This window comes from Luteimonas sp. A478, from assembly GCF_054052025.1.
Map to the genome: position 1 here is coordinate 384,622 of NZ_JBSVRF010000002.1, position 15,152 is coordinate 399,773.

A 15,152-nucleotide genomic window follows, 5' to 3' on the forward strand; every position below is an offset into this window, starting at 1 on the left:
GTGTTGCGTGGGTGTTAAATCCGCCCGATGACCATCGACAGGGTCAGGCGGCCAGCGGGGCCTGCTGGCTGTTGAAGCCGCGATAGCCCAGCGCTTCGGTCAGATGCACGGTGGCAATGGAATCGCTGTCGGCCAGGTCGGCAATGGTGCGGGCCACGCGCAGGATGCGATGCATGGCCCGAGCGGACAGCTGGAGCGATTCGATGGCGCGCTCGAGCAGCAGCTGGTCGGGGGATGCCAGGCGGCAGGTATCCAGCGTGCGGGCATGGTCCAGGCGTGCGTTGGGCACGCCTGCACGTGTCAGTTGCCGTTCGCGCGCGGCTTCCACCCGGGCACGGATAGGCGCACTGGCTTCTCCGTCGGGGGCATCGGGGCGCAGCAGCTGCGCCGGCAGCCGGCGCACGTCCACGTGCAGGTCGATCCGGTCCAGCAGCGGGCCCGATACCCGCGCCCGATAGCGGTGGATGGCGTCCTCTCCACAGCGGCATCGGCCTGAGACATCGCCGGCCCAGCCGCAGGGGCAGGGATTCATGGCTGCCACCAGCTGGAAGCGGGCGGGAAAGGTGCACTGCCGGGCGGCGCGGGACACGGTAACCGAGCCTGACTCGAGCGGCTCGCGCAGCACTTCCAGTGCGCGCCGCTGCCACTCGGGCAGTTCGTCCAGGAACAGGACACCGTGATGGGCCAGGGAGATTTCTCCCGGACGTGGTTCGCCGCCACCGCCGGCCAGCGCAATAGGGCTGGCAGTGTGGTGCGGGGCGCGGAACGGGCGCTCCCGCCAGCGGCTGACGTCAAGCTGGCGCCCTGCTGCTGACGCCACCGCAGCGGCCTCCAGCGCCTGTGATTCGTCCATTGGCGGCAGCAGGCCGGGCAGGCGCGAGGCCAGCAGGGTTTTTCCACAGCCGGGAGGCCCGGAAAACAGCAGGTGATGCTCTCCAGCCGCTGCGATCTCCAGCGCGCGCCGGGCCTGCAGCTGGCCACGGACATCACGCATGTCCGGCCCCGTGCGTGGACGGAGCGGGGCCGGGCTGGCTGCGGGGAGCGACTTCCGGCCGCTGAGCAGGGCGCAGACTTCCAGCAGGGTGCGGGCGCCAAAGACCTGCGCACCTGCAGCCAGGGCGGCTTCGCCGGCATTGGCCGCGGGAACGATCAGCCGTCTGCCTGCGGCCGCGCAGGCCAGCGCGGCAGGCAGCACGGCGTCCACCGCGCGCAGTTCGCCGGTCAGGCCAAGCTCACCAATGAATTCGGCGTCGCGCAGCGCTTCGGCGGGAATCTGCCCGCTGGCGGCCAGGATGCCAAGTGCGATGGGCAGGTCGAATCGCCCGCCATGCTTGGGCAGGTCGGCCGGGGCGAGGTTGACGGTGATCCGCCGCTGGGGGAATTCGAGCTGCGCGCACTGGATGGCGGCGCGGACACGGTCCTTGGCTTCGCGGACACGGTCCTTGGCTTCGCGGACCGCGGCTTCCGGCAGGCCGACGATGGACATGCCGGGCAGCCCCCCTGCCAGATGGACCTCAACCGCCACCGCGGGGGCCGATACCCCCGCACGCGCGCGTCCATGCACGAGTGCGAGTGTCATGGGGAGGACTCAGTGTGAGGGAGGGGTCGGAGAGGGCGGGGCCGAGGACGCGGAAGGTTTGCCTTCCAGCTCTGCTTCCAGCCACTGCACGGCCTGTTCCAGCGCCTCGAGTTTTTCGCGGGTACGCAGCAGGACGGCGCGCTGGACCTCGAATTCTTCCCGGCTGACCAGATCGAGCTTGGTCAGGCCGCTCTGCAGGACGGCCTTGAAGTTTTCCTGCAATTCTTCGCGGCTTTCGCGCATGGAAGGCGGGACCAGGCCGCTGAGGCGGCGGGCGAGGTCGTCAATGTGGCCGAGATCGATCATGGGTTGTCCATCCTCCGGGGAGTGTTGGGGGCAGCATGTCGCAGGGCGCGGAGGAATGCTGTCGGCGGCGGCCGTGTCAGGGAGTAGGAAAAGCCTGACCAGACCGTACGGTGGCGCATTGTACCCGGCGTGTAGGGCATGCCTTGGCCGGTTATGCTGCGCCCAGTCCAGATGGAGTCCGCGTGATGAAGATGGTCGTGGCCATCATCAAGCCGTTCAAACTCGACGACGTGCGAGAAGCACTGGCCGAGGCCGGTGTGACCGGCATCACCGTGACTGAGGTGAAGGGGTTCGGTCGCCAGAAGGGCCACACCGAGCTCTACCGCGGCGCCGAATACGTGGTCGACTTCCTGCCCAAGCTCAAGCTGGAGGTAGCGGTCACCCAGGACCAGCTGGATCCGGTAGTGGAGGCGATCCTTGCTTCGGCCAATACCGGCAAGATCGGTGACGGCAAGATATTCGTGCAGCCGCTGGAGCGCGTGGTGCGGATCCGTACCGGTGAACTTGACGGTGATGCCCTGTAGTTGGCGTTGACGCAGCGCACATCCTTGCTCATCCTGCGGACACGGTCATAAAAAGGGGTGAGGATATGCGCAGGTGTGGAAAGATTTCATTGGGGGTGGCAGCTTTCCTGCTGGCCGCGGCGGTACAGGCTGGTGATTCCCGGGTTGATGCCGTCCAGGCAGGCGCTCCCCAGGCCGGCGCCTCCCAGATCATGATCAATACGGACGCCCAGGCCATTGTTGCCCAGCAGCGGGAAATCCAGGCCGAGGCGGCGGCCGGCCGCGGCCGCTACAAAGAAATGAACCCGACGGTCATGGGCGAATTGCGTGGACACCAGACGCTGGTACTGCAGTTGCTCGAGGACAAGGAAAGTTCAACCGAGCTGCCGCGGGAGCAGCAGATGGAGCTGTTCAATTCCCTTGAAGCCATCTCGGCCATCATCAACAAGGCTGAAGACGACCGCATGATCTGCCGCCGCGAGCGGACCGTGGGCAGCCGCATGGCCACCAATGTGTGCCGTACCGTAGGAGAGCGCCGGGCCGAGCAGCAGGAAGCCCGGGACGCCATGACCGACCGCGGCACCTTGTGCACCACCTGCGGCCCGCAATCGGGTTGGCGCGGCGGAAGCAACTGAATCCCCCTGCGTACTCGGCCGGCTGCTTCGGCAGTCCGGCCGTCCTCGCGGCTTTCGTTACGGCGCCAGAGCGTCCTTCATGAAGGGCGGAAGCACCTGCGCCGCCTTGTGGATGTCGGCGCTGTAGTAGCTGGTGTCAAACAGCTTTGCAGCGGCGTCGGCTTCGCGGAAATCGAAGCCGCGCCCGCCCTTGCGGGCCAGGGTGCAGCTCCACCAGCCGCTGGGGTAGCAGGGCTGGGGGAAGGACAGGGTCTGGAAGCTGTCGAAGCCGGCCTTGCCCATCTCGGCGCGGATGCCGCGGATCAGGTCCAGTAGCACCAGCGGCGACTCGGACTGCTGCACCAGGATCCCGTCCTCACCCAAGGCGCGGAAACAGCTTTCGAAGAACGCCTGGTTGAACAGGCCCACGGCCGGGCCGACCGGATCGGTGGCATCCACGATGATCACGTCGAGGCTGCCCGGGGCACACTTTTCCATCCACGCGATACCGTCGTCGAACAGGATCTGCGCGCGCGGGTCGCGATTGGATTCGCACAGCTCGGGGAAGTACTTCTCCGCCATGCGCGTGACCTGCTCGTCGATATCGCACTGCACGGCCTTCGCCACGCCCGGGTGCTTCAGCACCTCGCGCAGGGTGCCGCAGTCGCCGCCGCCGATGATCGCCACCTGCTTCGGGTCCGGGTGGGTGAACAGCGCCGGGTGCGACATCATCTCGTGATAGAGGAAGTTGTCGCGGCTGGTGACCATCATCGCGCCGTCGATCAGCATGACATTGCCCCAGTCGGTCGATTCATACACCTCGATCTTCTGGAACGGTGACTGCACTTCGTCCAGCTTGCGGGTGACGCGGAAGCCGATCGCCGAGCCGGTGGGCTCGAAGTTTTCGTACAGCCAGGTGGGGGCATTCATGCGGCGGTGTCCAGGGCGTTGCGGAAGCCGCGCATTGTAGGGTGGCCGCGGTGTTGCTGCCATCAAGCCAGCGGCGCTCCGTGAGTATGGCCCGTGGAAAAATCGGTCGGGGCGTGGCGGACCAAGACCGGCCTACAATTACCGCTCCCCCGTTCCGGATCATGCCCATGACCGCCTGGTCCCCTGACCGCGCCCGCAAGACCTACTCGATTCCGCACTGGTCCTCGGGCTATTTTGACGTGGATGACGGCGGCCGGATGCTGGTGCGTCCGCGGGGTCCGGATGGCCCGTCGGTGGTGCTGCCCGACGTGGTTGACCGCGCGCTGGAGCAGGGCGTGAACCTGCCGGTGCTGGTGCGCTTCCCGGACATCCTCAGCGATCGCCTGCGCGCGCTGCAGGAGGCCTTTGCGCAGGCCCAGGCCGACGCGGACTATGACGGCGGCTATACCGCTGTCTATCCGATCAAGGTCAACCAGCATCGCGGCGTGGCCGGCACCCTGGCCTCACATGCCGGGGAAGGGTTTGGCCTTGAAGCAGGCAGCAAGCCCGAGCTGATGGCGGTGCTGGCGCTCTCGCGGCCCGGCGGGCTGGTGATCTGCAACGGCTACAAGGACCGCGAGTACATCCGCCTGGCGCTGATCGGGCGCAAGCTCGGCATGAACGTGTTCATCGTCATCGAGAAGCCTTCCGAACTGCGCCTGGTGATGGAGGAATCCAAAGTGCTGGACGTTGAGCCGGCGCTGGGCGTGCGCATGCGCCTGGCGACGCTGGGCGCGGGCAAATGGCAGAACTCGGGCGGCGACAAAGCCAAGTTCGGGCTCTCGCCGCGCCAGCTGCTGGATCTGTGGAAGTCGCTGCGCGATACCGGCATGGACGATGCGCTGCGGCTGCTGCATTTCCACATGGGCTCGCAGATCTCCAACGTGCGCGACATCGCCCGGGGCATGCGCGAGGCCACGCGCTACCTGGTGGAGCTGTCGAAGCTGGGCGCGAACATTGAATACTTCGACGTCGGCGGCGGTCTGGGCATCGACTACGAGGGCACTCGCTCGCGCAGCTACAACTCGGTCAACTACGGCATTGCCCAGTACGCCTCCAATATCGTCCAGCCGCTGGCTGAAGCCTGCGCCGAAGCCGGCTTGGCGCAGCCGCGGATCGTGACCGAGTGTGGCCGCGCCATGACCGCCCATCATGCGATGCTGGTGGCCAACGTCTCCGAGGTTGAAGCGGCCCCGGAAGGCCGGCTCCCCGACGAACATGACGATGAGCCGCCGGTGATGCGGCACCTGCGCGCGATCCACGCCGAAATGGAGCAGCGCCCGGCAGTGGAGCTGTTCCACGAAGCCCAGCACCACCACGCCGAGGGCCTGGCCCTGTATGCGCTGGGCCAGCTGGACCTGGTGCATCGCGCGCGCATCGACGACCTGTTCTACGCCATCGCCCACGCGGTGAAGGCGCGGCTGACCTATCACGAAAAGAGCCACCGCCCGCTGCTCGATGAGCTCAGCGAGCGGCTGGTGGACAAGTACTTCGTCAACTTCAGCGTGTTCGAATCCATGCCCGATGTGTGGGCGATCGACCAGGTGTTCCCGATCGTGCCGATCGATCGCCTGGACGAGGAACCCACCCGCCGCGGCACCATCGCCGATCTGACCTGCGACTCCGACGGCAAGATCGACACCTACGTGGAGAACGAGGACCTGGACAGCTCGCTGCCGTTGCACCCGCTGCGCCCCGGCGAGAGCTATCGGCTGGGATTTTTCCTGGTGGGCGCCTATCAGGAGATCCTCGGCGACATCCACAACCTGTTCGGTGACACTGATGCGATCGAGGTCAAGCTCGACGAAGCCGGCGGCTATGCGATCACCCAGCAGCGCCGCGGCGACACCACCGATGTGATGCTCGACTACGTGGGCTACCGTATAGACGACCTGCGCCGCATCTACCGCGCCAAGGTCGGCGCCGCGGACCTGTCCAAGTCCGAAGCATCCCGCCTGAACGAGGCGCTGGAGGCGGGCCTGACCGGATACACCTACCTGGACGATTCGCCGCTGGGTTGATGCGGCGCCCCCCTCACCAGTTCCGTTGCACGGAGGTTCCATGAAAAAAGGCTATACCGACAATATCGAGGAGCGCACCCTCGAGAACACCGATTTCCGCCGTGTGCTCTACACCGGCGCGCACATGCAGCTGGTGGTGATGTGCCTGCAGCCGGGCGAAGAAATCGGCAGTGAAGTGCATCCGGACATCGACCAGTTCTTCCGGGTCGAACAGGGCAAGGCCACCCTGCTGATCGACGGCGTCAGCCACACCCTGGAGCACGATGAGATCGCCGTTGTCCCGGCGGGCGCGGAGCACAACGTCATCAACCGGGGCGATGAGCCGCTCAAGCTTTACACCCTGTACGGCCCGCCCGAACACCGCGATGGCACCGTGCACGCCACCGCGGCGATCGCCGGGGCCCAGCACGAGGCGGATCACTACGACGGCAAGCCGACGGAGTGACCTGCGCGTCGGGGGCGTAGCCCCGACCTACATGCGACGTTGCCTCACCGGGAAAGTCCCGTAGATCGGGGCTACGCCCCCGACGCCCGGTGCACCTGGAAACCGGCGAAGGACTGGCTCACCGGCATGATCTCGAGCCGGTTGATGTTCAGGTGCGGCGGCAGGGTGGCGACGTAGAAGATGGTGTCGGCGATGTCTGCCGCGGTCATCGGGCTTGCACCGCCGTAAAGCGTGTCGGATGCCGCCTGGTCGCCGCCGGTGCGGACCAGGGTGAACTCGGTTTCTGCCATTCCCGGTTCGATGCTGGTCACCCGCACCCCGGTGCCGTGCAGGTCCGAACGCAGGCCCAGCGAGAACTGGGTGACGAAGGCCTTGGTGCCGCCGTACACGTTGCCCCCGGGATAGGGCCAGCTGCCGGCAATCGAACTGATGTTGATGATCGCGCCGCGACGTTCGATCAATGTCGGCAGCAGCGCATGGGTAAGGCTGGCCAGGGCGGTCACGTTGGTGTCGATCATCTGCCGCCACTGCGACAGGTCAGCCTGCTGCGCCGGCGCGGTGCCGAGCGCCAGACCGGCGTTGTTGACCAGCACGTTGATCGCCCGGAACGGCTCGGGAATGTCATCCAGCGCGGCCTGCATTTCATCGGCGTCACGGATGTCGAAGGCGGCGGTGTGCAGCCGTGCCGCGCCATGGCGGTCCACCAGTTCCTGCAGGCGTGAAGCGCGCCGGCCGGTGGCGATCACCTGCCAGCCGGAGTTGATGAAGCGGTCCACCGCGGCGGCACCGAATCCGGCGGTGGCGCCGGTGATGAGGATGGTTTTTTCCATCTCGCCAGTTTAACCGCCCGGCGGCGTCACCCCGTGACCCGCCGCTTACTGGTCTGAAGACGTACGCAGATAGCTGCCTTCAAGCGCGCTGCCGCACAGCTCGCCGGCAGCGCCTGACAGCACGATCACGTCCGGCGCGAAGGCCAGGACGAAGGCGCAGCCAGGGGCGGTGAAGCGCGCGCTGCCGACGCGCTCGGTGAACTCCCCTTCCACTGGGCGGATGTCATCGCTGGCCGACAGCACCCGCAGCCGGTAGCGGTCCTGTTCCATCACCTCGATCCACAGCGCCGGAGCGGATCCATCCTCCGCCGGGTGGCGGTGATAGGTGCCCGGGGTGAGCAGCGGCGGACGGCCACCGGCCACCTGCAGGCGCAGCTCGTCCATGCGGCTGGAGTAGCTGGTCTGCAAGCAGCGGATCGTGTTGCATGCATTGCGCCGTTGGTCGACCCATTCGGCCTGGGCGGCATCGAAGGCGGCGGGGTCCTGGTTCCGCTCCCGCGCCTCGCGCGCCAGGGTCTGCAGCTGCTGGTCGGTGCCACGCAGCGCGGGACTGGAGCACACCGTGCGCTCGGCCCAGGAATCGGGGGCCTCGCAATTCACGCCGGCCGCGGCGGCGGAGCCGGCCCATGCAAGGACCAGGCACAGCATCAGATGGGGACTGGTTCGGATCATGTCAGCGCTCCTTCGCCGTAGTGCTTCGGATGGTTACTGCACCCGGGGCTACTGCACCCGGATGGCCATCGCGTCCAGGCCGCCGTTCTCCAGCCGGCCCTTGGCTTCGGCCAGCTCCGAGGCGGTGCCGTAAGGTCCCATGCGCACGCGATAGACGGTGCGGCCCTCCACCTGGGCCGATTCCACGCGTGCACCCAGCCCAAGCAGGGCGATGCGCGCCTTGAGTGCCTCGGCATCGCCGGACGCGCTGAACGAGCCGGCCTGCAGCAGGTAGCGGGCGGTGGTGTCAGCAGCAGGTGCGGTCGTCGCCGTGGGGGTGGCTGCCGGCGTCGTGGGCGCAGCAGCAGTGTCCGGGGTGGTAACCGGCGTTGCCGCCGCGGTGGCAGCGGCGGTGTCGGCCGGCTGCGCGGCGTCCGCATCGCGCTGCGCCGCCTGGCGCTCGCGCGCCTGCTCGGCCTTGGCGCTGGCGGCCAGCTCGGCGTCGGTCATCGGTACTTCCTGGCCCGGCAGCAGGGTGTAGAAGTCGTACTCGGGATCGTTGGTGGGTGCGGGCAGCGGGTCGGGCTGCCGTGCGGGCGCGTCGTCCTCGCCCGGGCTGCTGGCCTGGGCCGGAGTGGCGTCGGGATTCGCGCGTGGGCGGTAGAAACCGTCCTCGCCTTCGGACTTGAAGAACCGGGGTGCGACCAGGATCGCGATCACCGCGACAAGGATGCCGATCAGCATCCACGCCCAGCCGGGAAGCCCGTTGCCGTTGCCACTGTTGCGTCGCGCCTGCGACTTGCCTTTCCTTACCGCCATTTGAACTACATCCTCTCCGGGGCTGCCACGCCTACAAGTTCCATTCCGTTGGCCAGCACCTGGCGGGTCGCCAGGGCCAGCGCCAGGCGCGCGTTGCGCACGCTGGCGTCATCCACCAGGAACTGGTTGTCGTTGTAATACGTCTGGAACGACTGTGCCAGTTCCAGCAGGTAAGTGGTGATCAGGTGTGGTTCCAGCTGTTCCCCGGCGGCGGCCACCGTTTCCGGCCAGCGCGAGATCGCATCCAGCAGCTCGCGCGCTGCCGGATTGTCCACGTCCGGCAACTGTGACAGGCCGTCCTCGAGGTCGAATCCAAGCCCGCGCTCGTCCAACTGCCGCAGCAGGCCGCAGATGCGCGCGTGCGAGAGCTGCACGTAGTAGACCGGGTTGTCCAGCGACTGGCTGCGCGCCAGGTCGATGTCGAACACCAGCTGTGAATTCGGGTTGCGTGCCACAAGGAACCAGCGCGTCGCGTCACGACCAGCCTCGTCGATCAGGTCGCGCAGGGTCAGGTAGCTGCCGGCGCGCTTGGACAGCTTCACTTCCTCGCCGCCGCGCATCACCGTGACCATCTGGTGCAGCACGTATTCCGGGTAGCCCTGCGGAATGCCTTCATCCAGCGCCTGCAGGCCGGCCTTCACCCGCGCCAGCGAGCCGTGGTGGTCGGCGCCCAGCTCGGTGATCGCGCGCTCGTAGCCGCGCTGCCACTTGCTGAGGTGGTAGGCCACGTCCGGCACGAAGTAGGTAAAGGTGCCGTCGGACTTGCGCATCACGCGGTCCTTGTCGTCACCGAAGTCGGTGGTGCGAAGCCACAATGCACCGTCCTGCTCGTAGGCATGGCCGCGTTCAACCAACCGCTTCACGGTGTCCTCCACCTTGCCGTCGGCGTACAGCGACGATTCCAGGTAGTACACGTCGAAGGACACGCCGAAGGCGGCCAGGTCGTCGTTCTGCTCGTTGCGCAGCCAGGCCACGGCGAAGCGGCGGATGGCGTCGAAATCCTCGATGTCGCCGCTGGCCGACACGGTCTGGCCTTCCACTTCAACGCGTGCTCCGTCCAGATAGGCGCGGGCCACGTCGGCAATATAGTCGCCGCGGTAGCCGTCCTCCGGCCAGCCGGCGTCGTCGGGGGTCAGCCCGCGGGCGCGCGCCTGCACCGAATGGGCCAGGTTCTCGATCTGCACGCCGGCATCGTTGTAGTAGAACTCGTGCTTCACGCTCCAGCCGTTGACGGCCAGCGCCCGCGCAATGCAGTCGCCGATCACCGCCGCGCGACCGTGGCCCACGTGCAGCGGGCCGGTGGGGTTGGCCGATACATATTCCACGCCGGCCACGCGACCGCCGCCGCTGTCGTTGCGACCGTAGGCGCCGCCCTGGGCATGCACCAGGCGCAGCTGCGCGTGCCAGGCCGTAGGACTGAGGCGGAAGTTGATGAAGCCGGGCCCGGCGATCTCCAGCCCCGCTACCAGATCGCTTTCCGGCAGCGCGTCGATCAGCGCCTGCGCCAGCGCGCGCGGGTTGGTGCGCTGGCCGGCCTGGTTGGCCAGTTTGACCAGCAACATGGCGGCGTTGGTGGAAAAGTCGCCGTGGCTGCGGTCCTTGGGGCGTTCGATGACGTAAGCGGGCGCGGCGGCATCGGCAGGCAGCCGGCCGTCGGCACGGAGAACATCGATAGCTTGGGAAACTAGCGCGCGAAGCTGGGATTTCACTGGTGTGCGTGGGGATTGCGCAGGGCCCGATAGTGTAGCCGAGCCCGGCGCCGGGGCTTGGAATCGCGTCCGAATCTGACTCTTTCCGGGGACGAGCCGGGTTGATCGATCCACTTTGACAATGATTCCTATTATCATTGTCATTCAATCCCCCCCCACAGTCAGCTGCCTCCCGTCGGCTGCTGAAGAAAGGCCGTATGAGGAAAATCATTGTTCTGGCGGCGCTGGTTGCCGCCCTGGCCGGTTGCAGCGGCCCCACCCCCACTGCCAATGCTGAAACCGGCGAAGGCATCCGGATCGAACACCAGCAGGGTGAAATCACCTTGGCGGGCCAGCCGCAGCGGGTGGTCGTGCAGGATATGGCCGTGCTCGACATCCTGGACGCGCTCGGCGTGGAGGCGGTGATCGGCGTCCCCGGCGCCGGGCTGCCGGATTACCTGCAGCATTACGGATCCGATCCCTACCTGAAGACCGGCACGCTGCAGGAGCCCGATTACGAAACCATCAGTGCCGCCCGCCCGGACCTGGTGATCGTGGCCGGCCGCTCGCGTACTGCGCTTCCCGAGCTGTCCGGCATTGCACCCACCATCGACCTGACGGTGGACAACGCCAGCCTGGTAAAAGGGGTGAAGCAGAACATCGCCACCCTGGGCCGCATCTTCGACCGCGAGAAGCGCGCCGCCGAGCTCAGCGCGGACATCGACGCGAAGTTCTCCGAGCTGCGTGAGCGCAGCGCCGGTGCCGGTACCGCCATGGTGCTGGTGACCAACGCCGGCCGCCTGGGCGTGTATGGCGCCAACTCGCGCCTGAGCTGGATCTTCACCGAAGCCGGCTTCTCGCCGGTGATGGAGGACGTGGACGACCGCTTCCACGGTGGTGACTCGGTGTCGTTCGAATTCATCCTCGAGGCCGATCCGGACTGGCTCTTCGTGGTGGATCGCGATGCCGGCGTGGCCGGGGGTGACAGTGGTGCGGCGCGCGCGCTGCTCGACAACGCGCTGGTGCGCCAGACCACCGCGTGGCAGGAGGGCCAGGTTGTGTACCTGGATCCGGTGCCCGCCTACGTGGTGATGCACGGCTACACCTCGGTCACCCGCCTGGCTGCCCAGGTGCTGGACGCCGTCGCACCGGAGGCCTGAGGTGATCCGCGGTGCGCCGGCGGCCCGGGCGGGGGTCGATGTCAGCACGTCCCTGCGCCAGGGGCTGTCACTGCAGCCGCTGGCCGTGGCGGTGGTGGTGCTGGCCGTGCTGGCGGCGGGAAGCCTGATGGTCGGGGTGAGCCCGGTGCGGCTGTCGTCGCTGCTGTCGGGAGCCGCCGACCGCGATCTGCAGGTGCTGCTGGTCAGCCGCATTCCGCGCACCCTGGCGGCAATGCTGGCGGGCGCATCGATGGCCATCGCCGGGCTGGTGATGCAGATGGTCGTGCGCAACCGCTTCGTGGAGCCGACCACGGTGGGCACCGCGGACTCGGCGGCGCTGGGCTTCCTGACCGCGACGATCCTGGTGCCTGGCTGGTCGATGATGGCCAAGATGGGTGTATCGGCCTGTTTCGCCCTGGCCGGGACGGCGCTGTTCGTGCGCATCCTGCGGTTCGTGCCGCTGCGCGATGTATTCCTGCCGCCGCTGGTGGGGGTGATGCTGGGCGGGGTGATCGGCGCCGTCACCACATTCTTTGCCTACCGCCACGAGCTGATGGGCACGATGCTGGCCTGGCGGGTGGGTGACTTTTCCGGCGTGCTCAGCGGGCGCTACGAGCTGCTCTGGATCGGGTTTGCCGGCCTGGTGGTGGCCTGGCTGGCCGCGGACCGGTTCACGGTGGCCGGTCTGGGCCGGGACCTCACCACCAGCCTGGGGCTCAACTACCGGCGGGTGATGATGGGCGGGCTGGTGATCGTGGCGGTGATCAGCGCCGTGGTGCTGGTGTCGGTGGGGATCATCCCGTTCCTCGGCCTGGTGGTGCCCAACGTGGTCAGCCTGCTGGTGGGCGACAACATGCGCCGGGCAGTGCCCTGGGTGGCCATTGGCGGGGCCGGATTCGTGCTCGCCTGCGACATCTTCGGGCGCCTGGTGCGTGCACCGTATGAGATCCCGATCAGCGTGGTGGTCGGCGTGGCCGGCAGCGGTATCTTCCTGTACCTGCTGCTGCGGAGGCGCCGTGGCGCAGCTGGCTAGCCTGATGGCTGCAAGCGTGCGCTTGGACCGTCCCCGGCTGGTGATCGCCGGGCTGGTGGTGCTGGCGCTGGCGGCGATCGCCTGCTTCATGCTGCTGGGCGCGCGCGGCAACTGGCAGTTCGTGCTGCCCTTCCGCGGCACCAAGCTGCTGGGCCTGGTGCTGGTGGCCTATTCGATCGCGGTGTCGACGGTGCTGTTCCAGACGGTGACCAACAACCGCATCCTGACCCCGGCGATCATGGGGTTCGACACGCTGTTCATCCTGATCCAGACCTTCGTCATCTTCTTCTTCACCTCCAGGGCGCTGGCCACGGTGGATCCACGCTTGCAGTTCCTGCTGCAGGTGGTGGCGATGGTCGGCTTCAGCGTGGCGCTGTTCCGCTGGCTGTTCATCAGTGGCGGCCGCAGCCTGCACCTGTTAGTGCTGGTGGGCATCGTGTTCGGGGTGTTCTTCCGCAGCCTGGCCAACCTGATGCAGCGGATGATGGACCCCAACGAATTCCTGGTGCTGCAGGACAGTTTCTTCGCCAGCTTCAATTCGGTCGACCGCACGTTGCTGGGGGTGTCGGTGGTGATCGTGGCCTTGGCGTCGGCGGCGCTGTGGCGGATCCACCGCAGCCTGGACGTGGTCTCGCTCGGGCGGGCAACGGCGATCAGCCTGGGCGTGGACTACCGGGCCACGGTCATGCAGCTGCTGGTGATCATGGCCGTGCTGGTGTCGGTCTCCACGGCGCTGGTGGGCCCGGTGACCTTCTTCGGACTGCTGGTGGTGAGCCTGGCCCACGCCCTGGCCGGGGACGGCCGCCATCGGCACGTTCTGCCTGCGTCGGTGCTGCTCGCGATCATCTGCCTGGTGGGCGGGCAGACGCTGATGGAACGGGTGTTCTCGTTCGGCACCGCGCTGTCGATCATCATCGAGTTCCTCGGCGGACTGGTCTTCATCTTCCTGATCCTGAGGGGGGCGGCGAGATGATCGTCACCCGTGCGGTCAGCAAGTCCTACGGCGACAACATCGTCGTCAATGACGTCTCCGTCACCCTCCAGGCCGGGGGCGTGACGTCGATCATCGGGCCCAACGGCGCGGGTAAATCCACCCTGCTGTCAATGATCAGCCGGTTGCTGGACATGGACTCGGGCAGCGTGGAAGTCGACGGGCTGGACGTGGCCACCACGCCCACCCGGCAGCTGGCGACGCGACTGGCGATCCTGCGCCAGGAAAACCATGTGGCCGTGCGCCTGACAGTGCAGGACCTGGTGGCATTCGGTCGCTACCCGCACAATCGCGGCCGCCCTTCCCGCGAAGACCAGGGGTACGTGGACCGAGCCATCACCTACCTGGGCTTGGAGGACCTGCGCACGCGCTATCTGGACGAGCTTTCGGGCGGGCAGCGGCAGCGGGCATTCGTGGCGATGGCCCTGGCCCAGGACACCGATTACCTGCTGCTGGACGAACCGCTCAACAATCTGGACATCAGGCACGCCAGCCGGATGATGGCCCTGCTGCGCCGCGCCGCCGATGAGCTGGGACGCACGGTGGTGGTGGTGCTGCACGACATCAACTTCGCCTCCTGGTATTCGGACAAGATCGTGGCGATGAAGCAGGGCCTGGTGCACAGCGAAGGCCCGCCGGAACAGATCATCCGCGGCGACCTGCTGACCGATCTCTACGACACTCCCATCAGCGTGGCCGAAGTGGACGGGCGAAGGGTGTGCCTGTTCTACGATCCGGATGCCGAAGCCGGGCCGCAGGCCTGAACAGTCCGGCTACACCCATCCGCGCATGGCCAGCGACACCGGTGCGCCATCGCCCACCACGAAGTGATCCAGCAGGCGCACGTCCACCAGGGCCAGCGCCTGCTTGAGCTGCGCGGTCACCGCACGATCGGCCGCTGAAGGCTCGGGGCAGCCGCTTGGATGGTTATGGCCAACGATCAGCGCCGCCGCGTTGTGTGCCAATGCCCTGCGCACCACCTCGCGCGGATGCACCTCGGCGCCGTCGATGGTGCCGCGGAACAGTTCCTCGAAGGCCAGCGCGCGGTGGCGGGTATCCAGGAACAGCACGGCAAATACCTCATGCGGATGGCTGCGCAGGCGCTGGGCGAAATACATGCCTGCGGCCTTGGGGTCGGTCAAGGCGTCGCCACGTTCGAGCCCGGCAGCAAGGAAGCGGTTGCACAGCTCCAGCGCCGATGCCAACCGCGAAGCTCGGGCCGGCCCGATCCCGGGCAGCTTGGACAGCTCCGTAGCACTGCGCTCCAGCAGGGCGCGCAGCGGCCCGTGTTCGGCCAGCAGCTTGCGTGCGGTGGACACCGCGTCCTGGCCACGCACGCCGGAGCCGAGGAATATCGCCAGCAGCTCCGCGTCGGACAGGATCGCCGGGCCGCGGGCAAACAGTTTCTCCCGCGGACGCTCGCCGCTGGGCCAGTCTCGGATGCGCAAGGAGCACTCCTTCAGAGCAGATGAGAGGGCGGGACGGCGGCCGGACGCTTTTGGGCATGCCGCCGGTCAGGGGGAGGCCGGCCGGGGCGGCACGT

16 protein-coding genes are annotated in these 15,152 nt (G+C 67.3%); 8 read left to right on the plus strand and 8 right to left on the minus strand.

Features of this window, described 5'->3' with window-relative positions:
* Positions 1 to 43: 43 nt before the first annotated feature.
* Together ACW7G3_RS05380 and ubiK are read right to left on the minus strand one after the other, a co-directional pair.
* Positions 44 to 1,579, minus strand: coding sequence for a YifB family Mg chelatase-like AAA ATPase (locus tag ACW7G3_RS05380; protein WP_456981553.1), 1,536 nt, complete (start codon positions 1,577 to 1,579; stop codon positions 44 to 46).
* A 9-nt stretch (positions 1,580 to 1,588) separates the two neighbouring features.
* Complete coding sequence (gene ubiK / locus ACW7G3_RS05385; RefSeq protein ID WP_456974451.1) at positions 1,589 to 1,885, minus strand: ubiquinone biosynthesis accessory factor UbiK; 297 nt, start codon at positions 1,883 to 1,885, stop codon at positions 1,589 to 1,591.
* A 185-nt stretch (positions 1,886 to 2,070) separates the two neighbouring features.
* On the opposite strand from ubiK, the gene ACW7G3_RS05390 reads away from it, so the two are divergent.
* Both ACW7G3_RS05390 and ACW7G3_RS05395 read left to right on the plus strand, forming a co-directional pair.
* Positions 2,071 to 2,409 (plus strand): P-II family nitrogen regulator, encoded by a 339-nt coding sequence (locus ACW7G3_RS05390; RefSeq protein WP_456981554.1) that lies wholly within the window; start codon positions 2,071 to 2,073, stop codon positions 2,407 to 2,409.
* 89 nt (positions 2,410 to 2,498) lie between these two features.
* The gene (locus ACW7G3_RS05395; RefSeq protein WP_456981555.1) at positions 2,499 to 3,023 is read left to right on the plus strand and encodes a hypothetical protein; all 525 of its coding nucleotides are present in this window, start codon (positions 2,499 to 2,501) and stop codon (positions 3,021 to 3,023) included.
* Positions 3,024 to 3,080: 57 nt separating this feature from the next.
* On the opposite strand, the gene speE is transcribed toward ACW7G3_RS05395, so the two are convergent.
* Positions 3,081 to 3,932 carry a polyamine aminopropyltransferase gene (speE, locus tag ACW7G3_RS05400; RefSeq protein ID WP_456981556.1) on the minus strand — a complete coding sequence of 284 codons (852 nt, stop codon included), beginning with the start codon at positions 3,930 to 3,932 and terminating at the stop codon, positions 3,081 to 3,083.
* Positions 3,933 to 4,099: 167 nt separating this feature from the next.
* On the opposite strand from speE, the gene speA reads away from it, so the two are divergent.
* Entirely contained in the window at positions 4,100 to 5,992 is a 1,893-nt protein-coding gene (gene speA / locus ACW7G3_RS05405) for an arginine decarboxylase (RefSeq protein WP_456981557.1), read from the plus strand.
* Between the two features lie 40 nt (positions 5,993 to 6,032).
* On the plus strand, positions 6,033 to 6,437 hold the full coding sequence (locus ACW7G3_RS05410) for a cupin domain-containing protein (protein ID WP_456981558.1): 405 nt from the start codon (positions 6,033 to 6,035) through the stop codon (positions 6,435 to 6,437).
* A gap of 71 nt (positions 6,438 to 6,508) precedes the next feature.
* Here ACW7G3_RS05410 and ACW7G3_RS05415 read toward each other — a convergent pair whose 3' ends face one another.
* The 4 genes from ACW7G3_RS05415 to argS are packed head-to-tail and all read right to left on the minus strand — an operon-like array spanning position 6,509 to position 10,446.
* Positions 6,509 to 7,267 carry an SDR family NAD(P)-dependent oxidoreductase gene (locus tag ACW7G3_RS05415; RefSeq protein WP_456981560.1) on the minus strand — a complete coding sequence of 253 codons (759 nt, stop codon included), beginning with the start codon at positions 7,265 to 7,267 and terminating at the stop codon, positions 6,509 to 6,511.
* A 45-nt stretch (positions 7,268 to 7,312) separates the two neighbouring features.
* Positions 7,313 to 7,939 (minus strand): hypothetical protein, encoded by a 627-nt coding sequence (locus tag ACW7G3_RS05420; RefSeq protein ID WP_456981562.1) that lies wholly within the window; start codon positions 7,937 to 7,939, stop codon positions 7,313 to 7,315.
* A gap of 48 nt (positions 7,940 to 7,987) precedes the next feature.
* Entirely contained in the window at positions 7,988 to 8,737 is a 750-nt protein-coding gene (locus tag ACW7G3_RS05425; protein ID WP_456981564.1) for an SPOR domain-containing protein, read from the minus strand.
* Between the two features lie 5 nt (positions 8,738 to 8,742).
* Entirely contained in the window at positions 8,743 to 10,446 is a 1,704-nt protein-coding gene (gene argS / locus ACW7G3_RS05430) for an arginine--tRNA ligase (protein WP_456981565.1), read from the minus strand.
* A 197-nt stretch (positions 10,447 to 10,643) separates the two neighbouring features.
* Here argS and ACW7G3_RS05435 point away from each other — a divergent pair, with 197 nt between their 5' ends.
* The 4 genes from ACW7G3_RS05435 to ACW7G3_RS05450 are packed head-to-tail and all read left to right on the plus strand — an operon-like array spanning position 10,644 to position 14,373.
* Positions 10,644 to 11,585: a siderophore ABC transporter substrate-binding protein gene (locus tag ACW7G3_RS05435; RefSeq protein ID WP_456981567.1), complete on the plus strand. Its 942-nt coding sequence runs from the start codon at positions 10,644 to 10,646 to the stop codon at positions 11,583 to 11,585.
* A gap of 1 nt (position 11,586) precedes the next feature.
* A complete protein-coding gene (locus ACW7G3_RS05440; RefSeq protein WP_456981569.1) occupies positions 11,587 to 12,618 on the plus strand; it encodes an ABC transporter permease in 1,032 nt (343 codons plus the stop codon).
* Complete coding sequence (locus ACW7G3_RS05445; protein WP_456981571.1) at positions 12,602 to 13,591, plus strand: iron chelate uptake ABC transporter family permease subunit; 990 nt, start codon at positions 12,602 to 12,604, stop codon at positions 13,589 to 13,591. Before ACW7G3_RS05440 ends, ACW7G3_RS05445 begins: the two co-directional genes overlap by 17 nt.
* The gene (locus ACW7G3_RS05450) at positions 13,588 to 14,373 is read left to right on the plus strand and encodes an iron ABC transporter ATP-binding protein (RefSeq protein WP_456974475.1); all 786 of its coding nucleotides are present in this window, start codon (positions 13,588 to 13,590) and stop codon (positions 14,371 to 14,373) included. Before ACW7G3_RS05445 ends, ACW7G3_RS05450 begins: the two co-directional genes overlap by 4 nt.
* A 9-nt stretch (positions 14,374 to 14,382) precedes the next feature.
* Here the strand turns inward: ACW7G3_RS05450 and radC are convergent, their stop codons facing one another.
* Positions 14,383 to 15,057: a RadC family protein gene (radC, locus tag ACW7G3_RS05455; RefSeq protein WP_456974477.1), complete on the minus strand. Its 675-nt coding sequence runs from the start codon at positions 15,055 to 15,057 to the stop codon at positions 14,383 to 14,385.
* Between the last annotated feature and the right edge of the window lie 95 nt (positions 15,058 to 15,152).

What these genes read in the sequence shown, in the direction of transcription:
- ACW7G3_RS05380 (WP_456981553.1), bottom strand. Translation starts at nt 1,579, where the DNA reads ATGACACTCGCACTCGTGCATGGACGCGCGCGTGCGGGGGTATCGGCC.
- ubiK (WP_456974451.1), bottom strand. Translation starts at nt 1,885, where the DNA reads ATGATCGATCTCGGCCACATTGACGACCTCGCCCGCCGCCTCAGCGGC.
- ACW7G3_RS05390 (WP_456981554.1), top strand. Translation starts at nt 2,071, where the DNA reads ATGAAGATGGTCGTGGCCATCATCAAGCCGTTCAAACTCGACGACGTG.
- speE (WP_456981556.1), bottom strand. Translation starts at nt 3,932, where the DNA reads ATGAATGCCCCCACCTGGCTGTACGAAAACTTCGAGCCCACCGGCTCG.
- speA (WP_456981557.1), top strand. Translation starts at nt 4,100, where the DNA reads ATGACCGCCTGGTCCCCTGACCGCGCCCGCAAGACCTACTCGATTCCG.
- ACW7G3_RS05410 (WP_456981558.1), top strand. Translation starts at nt 6,033, where the DNA reads ATGAAAAAAGGCTATACCGACAATATCGAGGAGCGCACCCTCGAGAAC.
- ACW7G3_RS05415 (WP_456981560.1), bottom strand. Translation starts at nt 7,267, where the DNA reads ATGGAAAAAACCATCCTCATCACCGGCGCCACCGCCGGATTCGGTGCC.
- ACW7G3_RS05420 (WP_456981562.1), bottom strand. Translation starts at nt 7,939, where the DNA reads ATGATCCGAACCAGTCCCCATCTGATGCTGTGCCTGGTCCTTGCATGG.
- ACW7G3_RS05425 (WP_456981564.1), bottom strand. Translation starts at nt 8,737, where the DNA reads ATGGCGGTAAGGAAAGGCAAGTCGCAGGCGCGACGCAACAGTGGCAAC.
- ACW7G3_RS05435 (WP_456981567.1), top strand. Translation starts at nt 10,644, where the DNA reads ATGAGGAAAATCATTGTTCTGGCGGCGCTGGTTGCCGCCCTGGCCGGT.
- ACW7G3_RS05450 (WP_456974475.1), top strand. Translation starts at nt 13,588, where the DNA reads ATGATCGTCACCCGTGCGGTCAGCAAGTCCTACGGCGACAACATCGTC.